Annotated in this window: 11 protein-coding genes; 3 read left to right on the plus strand and 8 right to left on the minus strand. The window is 61.6% G+C overall.

Annotated elements, in window-relative coordinates:
* Positions 1-5: 5 nt before the first annotated feature.
* From V2391_RS03770 to V2391_RS03785, 4 genes are all read right to left on the minus strand, one after another.
* The gene (locus tag V2391_RS03770) at positions 6-485 is read right to left on the minus strand and encodes a 4Fe-4S binding protein (protein WP_055252516.1); all 480 of its coding nucleotides are present in this window, start codon (positions 483-485) and stop codon (positions 6-8) included.
* Between the two features lie 11 nt (positions 486-496).
* On the minus strand, positions 497-3,496 hold the full coding sequence (ygfK, locus tag V2391_RS03775; protein WP_329738314.1) for a putative selenate reductase subunit YgfK: 3,000 nt from the start codon (positions 3,494-3,496) through the stop codon (positions 497-499).
* A 150-nt stretch (positions 3,497-3,646) separates the two neighbouring features.
* On the minus strand, positions 3,647-5,002 hold the full coding sequence (gene ssnA / locus V2391_RS03780; RefSeq protein WP_329738315.1) for a putative aminohydrolase SsnA: 1,356 nt from the start codon (positions 5,000-5,002) through the stop codon (positions 3,647-3,649).
* 195 nt (positions 5,003-5,197) lie between these two features.
* Complete coding sequence (locus tag V2391_RS03785; protein WP_006235052.1) at positions 5,198-6,592, minus strand: uracil-xanthine permease family protein; 1,395 nt, start codon at positions 6,590-6,592, stop codon at positions 5,198-5,200.
* A 351-nt stretch (positions 6,593-6,943) separates the two neighbouring features.
* On the opposite strand from V2391_RS03785, the gene V2391_RS03790 reads away from it, so the two are divergent.
* Positions 6,944-7,600: a helix-turn-helix transcriptional regulator gene (locus tag V2391_RS03790; protein WP_329738316.1), complete on the plus strand. Its 657-nt coding sequence runs from the start codon at positions 6,944-6,946 to the stop codon at positions 7,598-7,600.
* Between the two features lie 124 nt (positions 7,601-7,724).
* Here the strand turns inward: V2391_RS03790 and V2391_RS03795 are convergent, their stop codons facing one another.
* Positions 7,725-8,102 (minus strand): RidA family protein, encoded by a 378-nt coding sequence (locus V2391_RS03795; RefSeq protein WP_118345133.1) that lies wholly within the window; start codon positions 8,100-8,102, stop codon positions 7,725-7,727.
* Positions 8,103-8,480: 378 nt separating this feature from the next.
* On the opposite strand from V2391_RS03795, the gene V2391_RS03800 reads away from it, so the two are divergent.
* Both V2391_RS03800 and V2391_RS03805 read left to right on the plus strand, forming a co-directional pair.
* The gene (locus V2391_RS03800) at positions 8,481-10,976 is read left to right on the plus strand and encodes a U32 family peptidase (protein ID WP_329738317.1); all 2,496 of its coding nucleotides are present in this window, start codon (positions 8,481-8,483) and stop codon (positions 10,974-10,976) included.
* Between the two features lie 15 nt (positions 10,977-10,991).
* Entirely contained in the window at positions 10,992-11,651 is a 660-nt protein-coding gene (locus tag V2391_RS03805) for an RluA family pseudouridine synthase (protein WP_329738318.1), read from the plus strand.
* 430 nt (positions 11,652-12,081) lie between these two features.
* Here V2391_RS03805 and V2391_RS03810 read toward each other — a convergent pair whose 3' ends face one another.
* From V2391_RS03810 to rplX, 3 genes are all read right to left on the minus strand, one after another.
* A complete protein-coding gene (locus tag V2391_RS03810; RefSeq protein WP_006235045.1) occupies positions 12,082-12,828 on the minus strand; it encodes a DeoR/GlpR family DNA-binding transcription regulator in 747 nt (248 codons plus the stop codon).
* A 3-nt stretch (positions 12,829-12,831) separates the two neighbouring features.
* Positions 12,832-13,911, minus strand: coding sequence for a Gfo/Idh/MocA family protein (locus V2391_RS03815; protein WP_271747282.1), 1,080 nt, complete (start codon positions 13,909-13,911; stop codon positions 12,832-12,834).
* A gap of 485 nt (positions 13,912-14,396) precedes the next feature.
* Positions 14,397-14,702, minus strand: coding sequence for a 50S ribosomal protein L24 (gene rplX / locus V2391_RS03820; RefSeq protein ID WP_006235043.1), 306 nt, complete (start codon positions 14,700-14,702; stop codon positions 14,397-14,399).
* Positions 14,703-14,708 lie beyond the last annotated feature (6 nt).

Consider the following 14,708-nt stretch of genomic DNA (forward strand, 5'->3'; position numbering starts at 1 on the left):
CCCCTCTACACGCCGGCGGCGATGCCGGTGCGGTCGTGGATGGCGCCATGCGGGCAGACGACGGCGCACATGCCGCACGACAGGCAGTCCGCGCCGTCGATATGGGCGCAGTTGTCCTCGATGCGGATTGCGCCGGCAGGGCACTTTTTGGCGCACATGCCGCAACCGATGCAGCTCGTGTCGCAGATCTTGCGGGCGATGGCGCCCTTATCGGTGTTGTTGCAGCGCACCAGGATGTTCTGGTAGCCGGGAACGAAGGCAATCACGCGCTGCGGGCATGCCATGCCGCACAGGCCACAGCCCGTGCACTTTGAGCGGTCCACGCGGGCGATGCCATCGACCAGCGCAATGGCGCCGTGGGGGCAGGCCGTGACGCAGGCGCCACAGCCAATGCAGCCTTCGCTGCAGCGGGCGTCGCCGCCTGCGGAGGCGCAACCGCTTCCGCAGGCAACGTAGGCCACGTTATGTTGAATGGATTTGGCCATAAGAGACTCGCCTATTTCTTAAGAAGGTACGAATAGTTGTCGCGCACGGCCCTGATGGTCAGGCGGACGGCCTCGGGAAGGCCGGTGTTGACAGCATCGACCGAGACGGTGCGGACCGTGCCGGCGACGCGGACCTTAAAGTGGTCCTCGTCCACGGCCAGGAAGCCCTCGTTCTCGGAGTTCTCCATGTCCTGCTCGCTCCAGAACAGGGTGAGCTTGTCCTTGTAGGGACGACCCTCCTGGTAAGGGCAGAACACGGCGCAGTTGCCGCACTCGTTGCACATGCCGTCGACATGGACGACCTGATGCTTGGCCAGGCCCGGCACCTTAATTGCCACGTTGGCGCGGTTGGGGCACACGTCGCAGCAGACCTCGCACACCGAGCCGCAGCCCAGGCAGCGGGTCTTGGTGCAGTTGCGCTTGTCGCGGCACAGCGACCCCTTGCGCTCGTAGCAGGTGTCCTCGCGGCCGGCCTTCTCGTTGCAGTCGGCGTACTTGTTAAAGTCCACGCCGGCGATGGCGCGTGCGACTTCGGCGGCGTCGGCAATAGCCTCGACCACGGTGGCCGGACCGCGACGGCAATCGCCTGCAGCCCAGACGCCCTCGACGCCGGTGGAGGTGGCGGCAAGACGGCCGCGACGGTCGTGCTCGACGCCCGCGGCATCGTACAGGCTGGCATCGATGCCCTCGCCCACGGCGCAGATCACCGTGGTGGCGGAAAGCTCGACGGTCTCGCCCGTGGCGACGGGGCTGCGACGGCCGCTTGCATCCGGCTCGCCGAGCTCCATAACGTCGCAGGTCAGCACGGAGCCGTTGAGCGCCTTGGGCGCCAGCAGCTCGCAGAACTCAACGCCGTCGGCAAGAGCAAGATCGAGCTCTTCCTCGTCGGCGGGCATCTGCTTCTTGGTGCGGCGATACACCAGGCGCACGTTCTTCACGCCAGCAAGGCGCTTGGCCACGCGGGCCGCGTCCATGGCGGTGTTGCCGGCGCCAATGACCACGACATCCTCACCCAGCTCGAGTTTCTCGCCCTTCTTGGCGGCCTCGAGGAACTCCAGCACATCGAGCTCGGCACCCTCGCCCAGGCCCGCAGAGCCGGGCATCCAGGCACCGGTGGCCACGACCACGTCGGTAAAGCCCTGGGCCTTGAGCTCGTCAATGGACTCCACGCGAGCGTTGAGCTGCACCTTGGCGCCAAAGGCCAGGCAGAGCTCGGCGTCGTGGGAGATATCGTCGCTCGCAATGCGGAACTCGGGAATCACGTGACGGACCACGCCGCCGAGAGAGTCGCGGGCCTCGAAGATGGTGACGGGCGCGCCGGCACGCGTCAGGAAGAATGCCGTCGCCAGGCCGGCCGGGCCGCCACCGATAACGGCAACGTTGCGCTCGCCGTCGTTGGCGATGGCCTGAGCACGCAGCTTGGGCAGCACGGCGGTCATGGCCTCGCGGGCGGCCTTGAGCTTGCTGGCGCGAATCTGGGCGCCCTCGGGCTCGTAGAACGCACGCTCGCAGGCACGGCCGCAGGGATGCGGGCAGATGGTGCCGGTAATGAACGGCAGGGCGTTGCGCTCGATGATAATGTTGAGCGCGTCCTCGTAGCGGCCCTCGTCAACAGCCGCCAGATAGGCGGGAATATCCTGCTGAATGGGGCAGCTCGTGCGGCACGGCGTGGTAAAGCAGTCGGAAAGCGGGCTCTTGCCGGCGACCTTGCGGTCGGGCAGCGGGCGCAGCGGCTTCTTGTAGAGCGGGTTGGTGAGCGAGTCGGTCTGGATCGCGGTCACGGCCTCGAGAGAGACACCCGCGAACGGCTTGCCGTCCAGGTCGGTAAACTCGCCGGCCATCTGGCTAAAGCGCTCGTAGCCACCGGGTTTGAGAACGTCGGTCGCCAGGGTGACGGGCCAAATGCCGGCATCATACAGGGCGCGGATGTTGTAGACCGTAGCACCGCCGGAGTAGCTGATGCGCAGCTTACCGTCAAACTGCTCGGTAATGCGGCGGGCGGCCTCGATGGTCAGCGAGAACAGCGAACGGCCGGACATGTACATCTCGGTAGAGGGCAGCTCGTTTCTCGTCACGTCGACGGGGAAGGTGTTGGTCAGCTTGACGCCAAACTCCAGGCCGCGCTCGGCGCACAGGGCAATCAGGCGCTCGAACATAGGCACGGCATCGGCCCACTGCAAATCCTCGCGGAAGTGCGTGTCATCGAAGACGATGTAGTCAAAGCCCAGCTCGTTCAGACGCTGGCGTGCAAACTCATAGCCCAGCAGCGTGGGGTTGCACTTGATGTAGGTGTTGAGGCCCTTCTCGGTGATCAGATAGGTCGCGATGCGCTCGATCTCGGCCGGCGGGCAGCCGTGCAGGGTGGACTCGGTGATGGAGTTGGAGACGCGCGCCGGGATGGACTCGACAAACGCGGCGTCGACATGCTCAAACTTGTCCAGGTTGGCGAGCGCCCACGTGCGGCACTCATTCCAAACCTCGGAGCCGCTGGCGTCCTTCATGCCCTCGATGTAGGCGTCGACCTTGGGGCTCTTGATGCCCTCGAGGTCATAGCCCACGGACATGTTAAAGACAAAGCCGTCCGGGCTGCCCAGGCCGTACTCGCGAGCGATCAGGTGGCAGGCAAACCATGCCTTCACGTACTCGGCAAAGGCCTGCGGAACCTCGAGCTCGGTCGACCACTCGCAGTTGTAGCACTCGTCCTGCGCCACGATGCAGGGTTTGTTCACACACTTGGAGAGTTCCTCGCCGTCCATCACCTGAACGGTCTTGAGCTCAAAGAAGCGTGAACCGGCCACGTAGGATGCCACGATGTTCTGGGCAAGCTGCGTGTTGGGGCCGGCGGCCGGGCCAAACGGGGTCTCGATGCGCTCGTCAAAAATGGGAAGCGCGCCCTCCTGGTTGGCCGTGACCATCTTGCGCACGCCAAAGATGGCGCCCCGAGTCTTGTGCTCCTCGATGATCCAGTTCATCAGCTGCGAAAACGGGATCGGCCTCATGATGTCGCTCATAATGAGCTCCTCTCTGTAACGCCCGGCGAGACCGCGCGGCGGGCGCAAATACGGTGTAGCGCTAGCACAGCGCCGGCGACCCCGCGGAGGCCGCCTATACGCGCGTCGGATGCGGCGAAACATACGACGCGCGCGAATCTCCAATTGGAATTAGTACACGCGATCGTTAAGCGCGCTCCAGAGCTTCTTGGACTCAGCCATGGTCCACGCGTTGATCTTGTCCTCATCGATACCGACAAACTCGCGATCCTTGTACAGGACGCGGCCGTTGATGATGGTGGTACGGCAGTTTTTGCCCATCATGCCAAAGAGCATGTGGCCGTCGATGTTCTCCTCGCTCAGCGGCGTAAAGGGCTTGTAGTCCATAACGATGACGTCGGCGGCAGCGCCGGGCTCAAGCACACCGAGCTTGCGATCGAAGTACTTGCTGGCCATCTTGGCGTTATTCTCGAACAGCATGGTCATGGCCTCGCACCAGCCCACGTTGGGCATGGCGGCGTTGTGGCGCTGAATGATCAGGAAGACCTTGAGGCTCTCGAGCATATCGTGGGTGTAGGCGTCGGTGCCCATGCACACGGGGATGCCGCGACGGAAGAACTCGAGCACGGGGGCGCAGCCCACGGCGTTGCCCATATTGGATTCGGGGTTGTTGACGAGCCAGGTGCCGGACTCCTTGACGATATCCATCTCGGCGGGCGTCACGTGGATGCAGTGGCCGAGCATGGTGTCGGGACCCAGCAGGTTGTGCTGCAGTAGGCGCTCGACGGGGCTGATGCCGCCGCGGTTGAGGCGGGAGTCCCACACGTCGTTCATGCCCTCGCACACATGGATGTGGAAGCCGGTCAGGCCGTTGTTGGCCTCGGCCATCTTGTCCATGGTCTCGTCCGACAGCGTAAAGGTGGCGTGACCGCCAAACATGGCGGCGATCATGTGGTTATCGTTATCGCGACGCTCCTTGGCGGCCCACTGGGCAAACTCGGCGTTCTCGGCAATGGCCTGGTCGCATTTTTCCTGGCCGCGACGATCGGAGACCTCGTAGCACAGGCACGAACGCATGCCCAGCTCCTGCGCGGCATCCTTAATGGTAAAGAGGCTTCCCGGGATCTCGCAGAAGCTCGCATGGTGATCGAAGATCGTGGTGACGCCATCGCGGATGGAGTCAAGAATCGTGGCATAGGCGCTGGCCTTGGTGCCGTCGAGCGTCAGGTTGTCGTCGATCTTCCACCACTGCTGCTCAAGATTCTCCAGGAAGTTGGTGGGGTTGCAGCCCTTGATGGCAAGGCCGCGGGCCAGACCCGAGTAGATGTGGGTGTGGCAGTTGATGAGTCCGGGCATGATGAGGTTGCCCTGGGCGTCGACGTACTCGGCATCCGGGTACTTGGCCTTGAGCTCGCACTCGGGGCCCACTTCGACGATCGTATCTCCGTCAATGGCGACCGCACCGTTTGGAATGAACGGGGTCTGAGCGTTGCGGGTAAAGACGGAACCGTTAGCGACCAGAAGCATGGATGCTCCCTTCAACATCAGAGGCGGGGTTTGACACCTCTGACATGGCGGAGTGCGAAGCGCCGGCCTACACCGGAAACGGGCCCTCTCCCGTCAACGCTTCACCAAAGGGACAAACCCTTTGAAGTGCGGCTTGGCGCCGCATGACGTCGGCGGACGAGGCGATGCGTCCGCCGACAAATAGCACCGAATTGGTTACTTCTTGCTCTCGGGCAAGACCAGATCCACGGCAGCGTCCTTGGCAGCATCGATGTGCTGAGCCACGACCGGCGTCTGCGGAAGAATCAGGTTAAGGACAATGGCCATGATGGCGGTGGGGGTTACAGCATTGGAGCCGATGACGGTGGGCACCCAGGTGGGCATACCCTCACCGGCAAGGCAACCGCTGGCCATCCAGATACCCAGGCCAAAGACGACGGAGGTACCAACGATGGTGGTAGTGCGCTGCGTGAGGCCCTCGCGGGTGAACATGCGCACGCCGTTCATGGTGATGGTGCCAAAGACGCCGACGGTCGCGCCGCCGATGACGGGCTGCGGGATAGCGGAAAGAACGGCAGAGAGCTGCGGGAACAGACCGGCGATGGCAAAGACGGCCGCGATGATCACAAAGACCCACTTGTTGACGACCTTGTTGGAGCAGATGATGCCCACGTTCTGGCCAAGGGCGCTGGTGGGAAGACCGCCCAGCAGGCCGCCGACCATAGAGGTGAGGCCCTGGGACACGATAGCGCCGGAGAGTTCGCGCTCGGTGGGCATACGGTCGATAGAGCCCAGGCAGGCGGCGGAGACGTCACCGATAACCTGGATGGCAACCATGGGGAACACGACGGCGAGGGTAATGCAGACCTCGGGATCAAACTCGAGCGCGTAGGGCATGAGCTTGGGAAGGGCGAAGACCTGAGCGGTAGCAACGCTGGAGAAGTCGATCATGCCAAAGGGGATCGAAACGATCATGCCAACGATCATGCCAAAGAACACGGATCCCAGCTTGAGCGTGCCCTTGCCAAAGTTGGCGAGCGCAAAGACCACGGCGAAGGTGATAAGAGCGACGCACCAGGCCTGCGGGGTGCCCCACAGCGGCGTGCCCATGCCGCCAGCCATATACTTGACGGCCGTGGGATACAGCGAAACGCCGATGGAGAAGATGACCGTACCGGTCACGACGGGCGGGAACAGCCACTTAATCTTGCTGTAGGCCAAACCAAAGAGGACCGCGACGGCACCGCCGACAATCTCGCCGCCCAGCAGCGCACCAAAGCTAAAGCCCGAGGCGCCCATGGCCTGCAGGGCCGGCAGGAACGCGAACGAAACGCCCATGACGATGGGCAGGCCGCCGCCGATGCGACGGAAGGGAGCGAAGGCCTGAAGGGCCGTGTCGATTGCCGAAAGAATAAGCGCAACCTGAATGATGTCGGTGCTCTGCTGGCTATTAAAGCCGTAGACGCCGGCCATGATGACCGCCGGGGTAATAATGCCGGCAAACGATGCCAGTACGTGCTGAAGGGCACACGGGATCATTTCCTTAACGGGCGGCATGCCTTCGCGAGTGAACAGGGCTTCAGTGCCGTTCGTAACCGTCTCCTGGGTCATTTGACCACCAATCCTCGAAGTAGTTGTTTCGCATCTAACGCTCTATTGTGACGCAGTGCGGGGGTGAGGTTGTGCCTTCGTTGCATATCGTATTAAAGATGATTCTCATTCTCAATAATAATTTTTTGTTATCAGACTATTCTTGAGCTGAGGCAATGCATTTCCACAGGTCAGGAAAGTGTCTGGTCAAAATAACATCTAACTTTTCTTTTGGTCGACCGTTTACCGCCAAATTCCTACCGCTCGTCCGTATTACGCAATGTACCTGCGAATATGCGAGTCAATAGACACCGTGTTACCATGAGAATAAATTGTTATGAACATTTCCAATTTCACCCAAAGGAGTTGCCCGTGAACGAGATCGTACGTCGCTTTTTGCCGATGGTCGATTTCCTGGAGCAGATACTCGGCAAAAACAGCGAAATCGTGCTGCACGATTTCTCGGATCCCGACCACGCCATCGTCGATATTCGCAACGGCATCGTGAGCGGCCGTAAGGTCGGCGGTCCCGCCACCGATCTGGCACTCAAGATCATGCACGATGGTAAATATCGCGATCTGCCGTTCATTACGGGCTACGAAGGCCGCGGTGCCGGTGGCAAGACGCTGGAGTCGGCGACGTACTTCATTCGCGAGGACGGCGAGATCGTCGGCATGCTCTGCGTCAACACCGATCTTTCGGCCGTGCGCAACATCAGTGCCATGGCCCAGCAGCTTATGGCCTGCTTTGACGCCGCTCCCGCACGCACCGAGCCCTCCCCCATCGAGGTCGAAAGCCTTTCGGAGTCCACGCAGGAGCTCATCGACCGCAGTATTTCCGAGCTGCTCGAAAGCCGCGGGCAGGATGTCGCCTCGCTCGGCCAGGCCGACCGCGTCGATGTTATCCGCCATCTCAACGGCAACGGCGTGTTTATGCTCAAGGGCGCCGTTGCCTGCGCTGCCGCCGTGCTTGGAATCTCTGAGCCCAGCGTCTACCGCTATCTGCAAAAGGTCCGCAAGGAGGGCTAACCCACTGATCCCTTGGGGACGGAGGAAAACGGATCATTTTTGTCGCATCGCTTGACAAAAGACCCTGCAGCTCGCACGCGCTGCAGGGTCTTTTTGCATGTCATGTTTAGTTGTTGTCAACGCCTTAGAGGGCGGCGATGACCTCGATCTCGACCAGACCGCCAGCCGGAAGGGCGGCAACCTGGAAGGCGCTGCGCGCGGGGAACGGAGCCTCGAACTTGGAGGCGTAGATCTCGTTCACGGCGGCGAAGTCGGCGATGTCGGCCAGGTAGACCGTGGTCTTGACGACATCGGCAAACGTGGCGCCGGCAGCGGTCAGCAGGGCCTCGACGTTAGCGAGGGACTGCTTGGCCTGAGCCTCGACACCCTCGGGCATCTTGCCGGTCGCAGGGTCAATGCCCAGCTGGCCGGACAGAAACACCATGTTGCCGGTCTGGATACCGGGGGAATACGGGCCGATGGCTGCGGGTGCGTTATCGGAAGACACGACGGTCTTGCTCATGTTTTTCTCCTTACGATCAAATAGAGAGCGTGAGCGCGGCGTTCGCACCGGGAGGCACAGTTCGGTCTGAACACCGCGCTTGATTGGGATAGTAGGGGATGATTTTGCCCGATGCAAGATAATTATCAGATTGCGATAATATTTTATCGCCCAACGGCGCGTACGGGCCGACGAACGGCGTGACTGGCAACCTGCCTAAAAACTAACCCCTTTTCTTCCGTCCCCTTCGGAGCACCTAATTCCTTGGGGACGGAGGAAAAGGGATCATTTTTGCCCGAGAGGCTGCTGAAGACTTTGTCCTGCTTAGGCTGCGGGCATCGCCCATCGCGACGGCGCCACTATACTTTTGAGTATCTGAGCATTTTTGAAAGGCAGGATATGACCGCAACCGCCAGTCGAACCACCAACCGCAGACCCGAGCTCTTGGCCCCCGCCGGAGGCCCCGAGCCCTTTGCCGCCGCACTCGCTGCCGGCGCCGATGCCATCTACTGCGGCATGGGCAGCTTCAACGCCCGCCGCAAGGCAACGAACTTTACCGACGAGGCCTTTGAGCAGGCCTGCCGCGCCGCGCACCTGGCCGGCTCGCGCGTCTACGTCACGGTCAACATCGTCATCAAGCAGTCCGAGATGGGCGATGCGCTGCAACTCATCCATCGCTGCTCCACGCTGGGCGCCGACGCCTTCATTATCCAGGACTGGGGCCTGTTCTTTGAGGTCAAGCGCACCATGCCCGGCATCGAGACGCATATCTCGACCCAGGCGAACATCCACGATGACCGCGGGACTATCTGGTGCCGTGAGCAGGGCGCCGACCGCGTGACCTTGTCGCGCGAGCTCTCCATCGACGAGATCGCCGCCATCCACGACGCCGCGCCTGACGTTGACCTGGAGGTCTTTAGCCACGGTGCCATCTGCTTTTGCTACTCGGGCCTGTGCCTGCTGTCGAGCTTTGCCATGGCGGGACGCTCGGCCAACCGCGGCATGTGCGCTCAGCCCTGTCGCCTGCCTTACGAGCTGATCGACGAGAACGGCCGTTCGCTCTCCCCTGCCGGTCGCGAGCGCGCGCTGTGCCCACGTGACACCAACACGTCGCAGCTTGTTCGCCGTCTGTATGACGCCGGCGCCGCATCGCTCAAGCTCGAGGGCCGCATGAAAGCCCCCGATTATGTGCACTCCATCGTCGACGTGTATCGCCATCAGATTAATGACATGCTGGCCGATGTTTCGACCTCTAAGGATGAAGAGGCCGCCCGCCAGCGCCAGCTCAAGCGCTGCTTTAACCGCGACTTCACGCACGCCTACCAAGACGGTACCTCGGGTGACGAGATGATGAGCTACGAGCGCTCCAACAACCGCGGCCAGATCGTGGGCACGGTGCTGGGCAGCCGCCCGGCCAACCGCGATGTGCGCGGCCTCAAGCCCGACGACCGCCGTCGCCGCGCCGCCATCGCCCGCATTGAGCTGTTTGAACCCGTAGGCAAGGGCGACCTGCTGGAGCTTCGTCATGACGATGAGTTCGACCAGTTCCTGACCACCATCGCCGCCGAGGATGCCGCCGCGGGCGACATCATCGACTGCCGCGTGCCTCGCAGCATGCCCGAGGGCTGCCGTGTGCGCGTGATTCGAAGCCAGCGCGCTATCGACGCCGCCGGGGCTGCGCTCAAGCGCGACGTGCTGCGCCGCCGCGCCGTAGACGTGTCCGTTGTGGCGCGTCTGGGCGAGCCGTTTACCGTTACGCTCAGCTGCCGCGACGACCCCGCGCTCACCGCCACTGCCACGGGCTTTACCGTCGAGGCCGCCAAGACCCGCGCGGTCGAGGCTTCCGATCTGGTAGAGCATGTGGGCCGCATGGGGTCCTCGCCCTTTGAGGCCGCGAGCTTTGATGTGGCACTCGATGAGGGCTGTGGCATGGGCTTCTCCGCTGTGCACAAGGTGCGCACCGCCGCCTGCAAGGCTCTGGAGGAGGCCATTCTGGCGCCGTATGAGGAGCGTGTCCGCACGCTCGAGCTGCCGGCGATTGTAACCAGTGATTCCCGCCCCGCGCCTGAGCACTACCGCGATGAGCCGCAGATCTGCGCCACCGTCACCTCGCTCGAGGCCGCCGAGGCAGCGCGCGCGGAGGGTGCAACGCGCATCTACATGACCACCGACGCGCTCGATGCGGCCGAGCTCTCCCCCGCCGATACGCTTGAGCAGGGCATCGTGCCCGTGCTCGACGAGGTCTGCCGCGCCGTTGACCACGTCCGCGTTGACCCGTGGATACAGGCTGGAGCGACTGTCGCCGTCGGCAATATCTCCGAGCTTGCTACTGCCGCGCAGACCGGCGCCACGGCCGAGATCCGATCCTGCCTGCCCGTGCACAACACGCCTTGCATGGAGGCACTTGCCGAGCGCGGAGCCGGCGCGTTTTGGCTTTCGCCCGAGATCACGCTCGACGAGATTATCTCGCTTGGCACCTCCGCGCCCGCAGCCCTGGGCATCACCGTGTTCGGCCGCCCGCGCGTTATGACGAGCGAGCACTGCATCCTGCAGGTGGCCAACGGTTGTATCCACGATTGTGCCAGCTGCCGCCTGCGCGTCCGCAAGCTGTCGCTCAAGAATATCGACGGCAAGGTCATGCCCGTGCGTACCGACATCCACGGCCGCTCACGCCTGTACGATGCCTACCCTATCGACCTCACGCCGCAGGTTCCGCAGCTGCTCGATGCCGGCGTGCGCCGTCTTATGGTTGACGGAACCCTGCTCGAAGCCGATGAGATTGGCCGTGCCGTTGCTCGTGTCCGCCGCGCCATTGAGGCAGCTCAGGCAGGTCGCAAGCCCGCTGCCCGCCTGCGCGGCGCCACCTCGGGCTGCATGTTTGTGGGAATTAGCTAACCGAAAGGCTTACACGTGAACGAAGAACCTCAAGTCCTCTACTGCGACGCCTGGCTCATGGCCATCGATAAGCCCGCCGGCATGATCGTCCACGGCGACGGCACCGCTGAGCGCACACTTACCGACTACGCCAGCGACCTTTTGCTGGCGATGGGCGACGGCTTTGCCGCGACCGACATGCAGCCGCTCAACCGCCTGGACCGCAACACCACCGGCGTGGTGCTGTTCTCGCTCGACAAGCAGACGCAGCCCGCCTTTGACCAGATGGTGAACGACCACGCCTTCGAAAAGCACTATCTGGCGCTGGCCGAGGGCAAGATCGACTGGAACGAGAAGCTCATCGACAAGCCCATCGCCCGCGACCGCCACGACAGCCGCAAGATGCGCGTCGGCGCCAGCGGCAAGCCGTCGCAGACGCGCGTGAAGGTGCTCAAGCGCCTTAAGAGCCGCCGAGGTCTGCCCACGCGTTCGTATATCGATGTCGAGCTGCTCACCGGCCGCAAGCATCAGATTCGCGTCCACCTGGCCAGTGAGCATCACCCCCTGGTCGGCGACGACCTGTACGGCACTGCTCGCCCCTGTGGATTGATGCTCCACGCCCACAGCGTGTCCTTTACGCATCCCGTTACCGGCGAGCACATCCACATCGAAGCCCCCTGCCCCTGGGAGCCTTAAACCACCACAATGGGGACAGGCACCTTTGTGGTGGTTTTGACGCAATGGCTTAGCCGCGGTCCCAAAACGTCTCGATCTGTAACAGTTAGAACCCATTTTCCGGTCTATCTGTTACAGATCGAGACACTCAAATCCCCCTCAAGGGAAAATCTCAATCTGTAACAATAACTCGGCAAAATCCGTCCCAGATGTTACAGATTGAGACAAAGGGACGGCGCGGTTCGGAAGTATCTCAATCTGTAACACCTAGCCTACTTTTAACGGTCCAGTTGTTACAGACTTAGACAAGCCGGCAGACAACGAAATCGGCAACGCCCGTGATGGACGTTGCCGCTTTTCTAATGGGAAAACTACTCGGTTTTCGTTACTAACCACCACAATGGGGACAGGCACCTTTGCGGTGGTTTTGGCCTTAACCTGCCTCTGCTTGCTAGACCGTGATGACGTTGTCCATTGCCCGGTACTTGGCGGGGACCTCGCCTGCGGTAATAATCGTTGCGTCGCGGAAGTCCGCAAACTTGACGGGCGCCACCATGCCAAATTTGCTGGCGTCCGAGATTACGAAGCGCTTGGCCGTATGGCGCATCGAGATGCGCTTTACTTGCGCCTCCTCGATATCTGGCGCCGTGAAGCCCTGCTCGGCAGCAATGCCGTTAGAACCCCAAAAGCCACAGTTGAAGTTGTAGTGGTCTAGGGTTGCCAAGGCATCGGGGCCAACGAGCGCCTCGGTCTCGGGCTTGAGCTCGCCACCCAACACCACGGTGCGCATGCCGCGCAAAGCAAGGTGCTGAGCATGGAGCACGGAGTCGGTCACGTAGGTGACACCTTCAAGGTGTGGAAGATGCTCGATGAGCTTGAGCGTCGTCGAGCCCGAGTCGATGTATACAAAGCTCTCGGGCTCCACAAGCGCCGCCGCACGGGCGCAGATACGCTCCTTGTCGTCGTTATGGAGGTCGCTGCGCTCATTGAGCGTTAGGTCGCGCGTCACGTGCGCGCGTTCAAGACTCGTCGCTCCGCCGTGGACCTTGGCGATGCGGTGCGCTCGATCGAGCGTCTGCAGGTCGCGCCGAATGGTAGACGCCGTCACGCCCAGGGTATCGGCAAGCTCTGGCACAGTAACCGAGCCAGCCTGCTGCACCATCGACACAATCGCGTTGAGCCTATCTTCCGCAAGCATCGCTTACTCCTCCTCGGGGTACACGACTCCCCAGTCGGCGCGGAGCTTGGTCATAAGCTCCATAACATCATAAGCATAATCCAGCAGCTCGCGCTTGGAGTCGTCGCCGGCAACCGCCTTCTCGAGGTCGGCCATCTCGTAGCACAGGGCATAAGCCTCGGTGCCGGCGTGGACCTCCTCGCGGTGGCCGTCCGCAGTCCACACAATGGTCGCGTGATCGGCACGCGGATACTCGTTGACCTCGATATAGCACTTGTCAAAGCTGATGACCGAGCGCTTGGGCTGCTTGGAGTGAAGCGTAAGACTCACAACACCCAGCTGCTGCTCGGCATTACGGCAGACGATGCCGCCCGCAACGTCAACGCCGGTCTCACAGGTGTTGCCCAGCGAAACGACCTCAGCGGGCTGGCTTGCCATAAAGAGGCGCATAACGGACAGAGCATAGACGCCAATGTCGAGCATGGCACCGCCAGCAAGGTTGCGATTGTAGAAACGGTTGGTCAGATCGCCGTACTCCTTGTAGCTGCCAAAGTTGAGCTGAGCGAGGTTCATGCGGCCAAACTCAGCGGCATCCATGCGGCGGCGCAGCTCTTGATATAAGGGCATGTGGAGCACCGTTGTAGCGTCCATAAGGACCACGTTATGCTCGTCGGCAATGGCACGTGCCTCGTCGAGCTCGGCGGAGTTGAGGGTAATGGCCTTTTCGCAGAGCACGTGCTTGCCAGCTGACAGGGCGGCGCGCAGGTAGGTGATATGCGTGTTATGCGGAGTGGTGATATAGATCGCGTCGATGTTAGGGTCGGCATAGAGGTCCTCGGCCGTTTCATAGACCTTCTCGATGCCATACTGCTCGGCAAAAGCTTGAGCCTTTGACAGCGTGCGATTAGCGACGCCCGCAAGCTTGCGACCGGCAAGAGCGAGAGACTGGGCCATCTGGTTGGCGATAACGCCGCACCCAATCACAGCCCAACGAAGCTCGGGAGCCGTAAAGATATCATCGGGGAACGGCTTGCCCTGGACCGAAGCGAACGCTGCCTTTGCGGCTGCCGCGGAGTCGAGTGGAGCCTGCTTGGAATCTGCCATATGTGCCTCCTACATCGTGAAAAGTCTTTCATTTCTGACAGCTCTATATTCGCACAAATGCGCGTGTATGTGCGTGCTTCTGCGTGTATTACCGCTAAATGGTCAAAATTCAGGAGTTAACGGCGCATATACACGTATACTCACGCAATCATACGCACGCAGCTACGCACAGATGCGCATCACCTGATCCCCTGGGGACGGAGGAAAACGGATCATCTTTTACGCGGAAAGCTGTGATGATCCGTTGGGGACGGAGGAAAACGGATCATTTGAGGCGTCGCGCCAGCCAGCAGTTGCCCTTTTAACCGTTGCCTCACCGAGTTCGCAACAACGCACGAGCTGACCGACTGTCACGCCAGCCTTTCGCGCGCGCAACCACTCATTTAAGGCTGTCCCCAATGAGTACCCAATGAGTAGGGATAGAAAAAAGGCCCGGGTGCCGTGGCATCCGGGCCTTTGCTAGCAACTTAACTGTTGCGGGCAGCTTAGAACTTGTGGCCGCACTTCTTGCAGACGCGCAGCTTGTTCTTGCCGTCCTTCTCGTGACCGACGCGGGTAACCTTACCGCACTCGGGGCAAACGAGATTGACGTTGGAGGCGTCGATGGGAGCCTCCTGCGAAACGATGCCGCCCTGCTGGTTGGCAGCGTTGGGCTTGACGGCCTTCTTGACGACCGAAACGCCCTCGACAACGACCTTGTTCTCGGCGGGGAGAGCACGCAGGACAACGCCCTGCTTGCCGCGATCCTTACCAGAGAGAACCTGGACCTTATCGCCCTTCTTGATATACATATATCT

This window comes from Collinsella sp. CM84Y_54, assembly GCF_036317945.1.
In the GTDB taxonomy this organism is placed as follows: domain Bacteria; phylum Actinomycetota; class Coriobacteriia; order Coriobacteriales; family Coriobacteriaceae; genus Collinsella.